Here is a 4,023-nt window from a genome sequence, read left to right on the forward strand (position 1 = left end):
CGATTCCATCTGGGCCTATGATGGCTCGCCTAAACCCACCGCCGCTCCTGCCCTGGCCGAACCCGTGCCCACTCCCATTCCAGCGGCCCCGGCCTCGCAGGGTGCGGCCACTCCTTCGGTGACACCGGTTTCCCCGGCGCCCAGAACCCTCGGTTCTACCCAGCGTGTGATCTCCGTACTGCTCAAGGTCTCTGCCCTTATCACCGCAGTGGTCACAGGGGGTTATCTGGTGGTTAATATGGGAATCACCGGAGACATTTGGGTTCCGCTGGGGGTTATTGCCATCGGCCTGTCGCTCTCGTTGATCCAGTGGCGCCTGTCCGAGCCCTACTGAAAAACGGGGTGTACTGCAGCCCTTTAAGGAAGAATTTTGGTTAACAGGAGCATTTTTGGGCTGATCGTCAAATAACCCAGCACCGGCTTTTTCTGCACTTAAATTGGGGCTTTGTGGAACGCTGGCTGAGTGTGGCTTATATTGCAATTGTTCTGGGGCTTGGACTGGCAAGTGTCTGGCCCCGTTTGACCGTTCAATTTGCCCCGACCCAGGTAAAAACACCCACCGTGCAGGGCCTGGCTTCCCCCGCCCTGCAACCCGGCCCGTTTACGCCTGAGGTCACCAGGGTCAACCTCAACACCGCCAGCCAAGCCGAGATTGAAAGCCTGCCAGGGATTGGCCCTGCACTGGCCCAGCGCATTATTGAAGGCCGTCCCTATCGTTCGCTCGAGGATCTGGATGGGGTCAAGGGAATTGGCCCCAGGCTGTTGGAGCGTTTGCGGCCACTAGTCTCTCTATGATTCCCTATGCCCTGGGCCTGGGTGCCCTGCTGGGAGCCCTGACCCAACTCACACCCCTGGCTTTTTTGGGCTTGCTGGCGGGCCTTCGACTTCCGCAGGCAGCACGCTGGTTGGGTTTGATGGCCTATGCCCTGGTGGTTCTTCACCTGGGGCTGACCAAAGACCCCTGGGGTTCGCAGTTTGGGCAGTGGGTGCGGCTCGAGGGAACCCTGCGGGGTGGTTTTCTGTACACGCCCCAGGGCCGTGTTTATGTGCGCTATTTTCCCCGTCTACAGGATGGAAATTACGTCCTGGAGGGACATTTGTTGCGACCCCAGGGCCAGCGCAACCCCGGTGGTTTTAACCAGCAGACCTGGCTGCGGGGCCTGGGCGTAAATGCAGTATTGCAGGCTCGACAGGTGGTGCGGTTTGAACCCCCTGCCCGCGATGCCCGGCAGTGGTTTCAGCAGCAGCTGGTGGCCGGGCTTACGCCGTCGGCTGCGGCGCTAGCGGTAGCCATGACCCTGGGTGAGCGACGCGATCTGGGCGAGACCTATGGCGAGTTCCAGCGGGCGGGGCTTGCCCACGCACTGGCCCTTTCGGGGCTAAACGTGGCGATTCTGGCTGGATTCTTTGTGCTGGTGTTGTACCGGCTGGGGCACTGGCGCTACCTGGTTACCCTGGCAATCTTGCTACTGTATTTGCTGCTGGTAGGGCCGCAGCCTTCGCTGGTGCGGGCGGTGATCATGGGGGGCCTGGTGCTGCTGGGGTTGTTCCTGGGCAAGGGAAAAGTGGCGGTGTTGCCCACCCTTTCGCTCGCACTTTTTATTCACCTGCTGTTTGAACCCTACGCCATCTTCAGCCTTTCGGCTCAGCTTTCCTACCTGGCAGTACTCGGGATGGCCCTGGTGCTGCCGAGTCTGCCCCGGCTCGAGGGCTGGAGAAACTGGCTCTGGGCTTCGGTGAGCGTTACTTTTGCGGCGCAACTTTTCATCCTTCCGCTGTTGCTCCATCACTTCCACCAACTGCCCCTGGTCTCTCCCGTCTCCAATCTGCTGGTACTCCCGATTCTGAACCTGCTGGTTCCTCTCGGCTTTGTGAAGCTGGTACTGGGCGGGGTTTTGGCCGGGCCGGTGGAGCTATTGAGCCAGCTCACGCTGGCGCTGGTGGGATGGCTGGCTAACGGGCCGCAACTACGCTGGGGAGAGATCGGTGCAACTGGTTTTGCTTTGTATTTTCTGGGGATTTTGCCACTTCTGGCGGCCCTGTATAGACGGATTGGTTGGCCGTGGGCAGGAGCACTGACCGCGACCGCTGTTCTGGCTTCGCTGCTACCACAAACCGTCCAAAGGGCCGAACTCTGGCAGCTTGATGTGGGGCAGGGCGACGCCACGCTGATCCGGTTACCAGGAAGGGTGGAGATTCTGGTGGATGGGGGGAGGGACTGGGCTTACCCCAGACTGGAAAGCGCGTTGCGGGCCCTGGGGGTGGACGATCTTGACCTGGTGATCGCCACCCACCCCGATGCCGACCATGTGCAAGCCCTGCCGATGGTCATGCGGAATTTCCCGGTTGGGACGCTGGTGACTGGCCCACGGGTGCGTGGGGACGAAATGGATGACGCCTTGCACCAGGCCGTCCGCCGGTACAGGGTTCAGGTGGTATTTGCTCGAGCCGGGGCCGAACTAGAAATTGCCGGAGCCAACCTGCGCTTTCTTGGACCGCAGGGCCACGAGGTCGAGGATAATGAGCGAAGTTTGGTCTTTGTGTTGGAGTATGGTGGACGCAAAGCCCTTTTCACCGGCGATGCCCCTGTTTCCGCCGAAGCCCGCTGGGCGGTCGAAAAAGTGGATATCCTGAAGGTCGGGCACCACGGCTCTGACACCAGTACCGGTGAGCAATTGCTCCAGAGTTTTCAGCCCCGCGTGGCTGTAATTGGGGTGGGAAATAACCCTTACGGTCATCCCACACGATCCGTGCTGGAGCGATTAAGCCGGCATGGCTTGGAGATTCGTCGCACCGATCTGGAAGGCGCAGTTCGAATCGTTCTTCGGTAGATCAGGCTTCATAGCCTATGGCCTGCAAAATGGCATTGAGTTCTTCTTCGGAGTGGTAGCTGATCTCGATTCTGCCCCTTTTAGGCTGGGTGAAGCGAACCCTGGTGCCGAGCTGGCGCGAAAGACTGCGGGCTATCTCGGTATACGCCTCTTCCTTTCTGGAGCGGGAGGTAGCGGCAGCGGGTTTGTCCTTGAGTCTTTCGGTCTCGCGCACACTGAGGTGCTTTCCAAGCACTTCCGAAAGGCCCCAGTTGCGCCGGGCTTCGGGTAGCATCAGGAGGGCTCTGGCATGCCCTGCACTTATTTTGTTCTCTTCCAGCGCCCGCATAACCTCGGCTCCCAGTTGCAGTAGACGTAGAGCGTTGGTAACGGTCACCCTTGCCTTCCCCACTGCCCTGGCCACTTCTTCCTGGGTCATGCCCATATCCACCAGCCGTTTGTACCCTTCGGCCTCCTCCACCGGGTTGAGGTCTTCACGCTGGAGGTTTTCGATCAGGGCGATCTCGAGGGCCTCGCGCTCACCAATGTCTTTGATGACCACCGGAACCTCGCGCAGCCCAGCCATCTGGGATGCCTTGAAGCGCCGCTCACCGGCCACCAGCTCGTACATGTCCCCTTTGGGGCGTACCAGCAGGGGTTGCAGCAAGCCCTTCTCTTTGATCGAAGACGCCAGTTCGTCAAGCGCGACCGGGTCGAAGAGGCGGCGCGGCTGCCCAGGATTGGGCCTGATCAGGGCCAGGGGAAGTTTGGTGAGTGAGGCGGGCGTTTTCGGCAGCAGGGCTTCCAGCCCCCTGCCCAGGCCACTAGGCTTCTTGGACACGACGCATCACCTCCTCGGCCAACCGGCGGTAGGCGTGGGCCCCGCTGCTGGTAGGGGCATACTGCCCGATGTCCTGGCCGTAGCTGGGAGCCTCGGCCAGCCGGACGTTGCGTGGAATCACCGTCCAGAAGACCTTCTCTCCCAGATTGACGCGAATATTGCTTTCGACTTGTTGCGAGAGCAGGGTGCGGGGATCGTACATGGTGATGAGTACCCCCAGGAGGCGCAGGGCCGGGTTGAGGCTGGTGCGCACCTGATCAATGGTTTCCAGCAGACCCGCTATGCCCTCGAGGGCATAGTATTCCGCCTGCACCGGCACAATGAGACCCTCCGAAGCCGATAGCACATTCAGGGTGATAGGCCCCAGGCTGG

At 60.7% G+C, this 4,023-nt stretch carries 4 protein-coding genes and 1 pseudogene; 3 read left to right on the forward strand and 2 right to left on the reverse strand.

Annotated elements, in window-relative coordinates; translation table 11 throughout:
• The 3 genes and pseudogenes from Q0288_RS11805 to Q0288_RS11815 all read left to right on the forward strand — a co-directional run.
• Positions 1-334 (forward strand): annotated as a pseudogene (locus Q0288_RS11805) (hypothetical protein); the annotation flags it as partial.
• Positions 335-447: 113 nt separating this feature from the next.
• Positions 448-795 carry a ComEA family DNA-binding protein gene (locus Q0288_RS11810; protein ID WP_299430649.1) on the forward strand — a complete coding sequence of 116 codons (348 nt, stop codon included), beginning with the start codon at positions 448-450 and terminating at the stop codon, positions 793-795.
• Entirely contained in the window at positions 792-2,831 is a 2,040-nt protein-coding gene (locus tag Q0288_RS11815) for a DNA internalization-related competence protein ComEC/Rec2 (RefSeq protein ID WP_299430651.1), read from the forward strand. The genes Q0288_RS11810 and Q0288_RS11815 overlap by 4 nt, the downstream gene beginning before the upstream one ends.
• Position 2,832: 1 nt before the next feature.
• Here the strand turns inward: Q0288_RS11815 and Q0288_RS11820 are convergent, their stop codons facing one another.
• Together Q0288_RS11820 and Q0288_RS11825 are read right to left on the reverse strand one after the other, a co-directional pair.
• Entirely contained in the window at positions 2,833-3,651 is an 819-nt protein-coding gene (locus Q0288_RS11820; protein WP_299430653.1) for a ParB/RepB/Spo0J family partition protein, read from the reverse strand.
• On the reverse strand, positions 3,635-4,023 hold a 389-nt coding region (locus Q0288_RS11825; protein WP_299430655.1), incomplete at its 5' end, for a ParA family protein. The genes Q0288_RS11820 and Q0288_RS11825, both read right to left, overlap by 17 nt.

This window comes from uncultured Meiothermus sp., from assembly GCF_937863175.1.
GTDB lineage: Bacteria > Deinococcota > Deinococci > Deinococcales > Thermaceae > Meiothermus.

Excerpts from the sequence above, each read along its gene's own strand:
- Q0288_RS11815 (WP_299430651.1), top strand. The coding sequence starts at position 792 with ATGATTCCCTATGCCCTGGGCCTGGGTGCCCTGCTGGGAGCCCTGACC.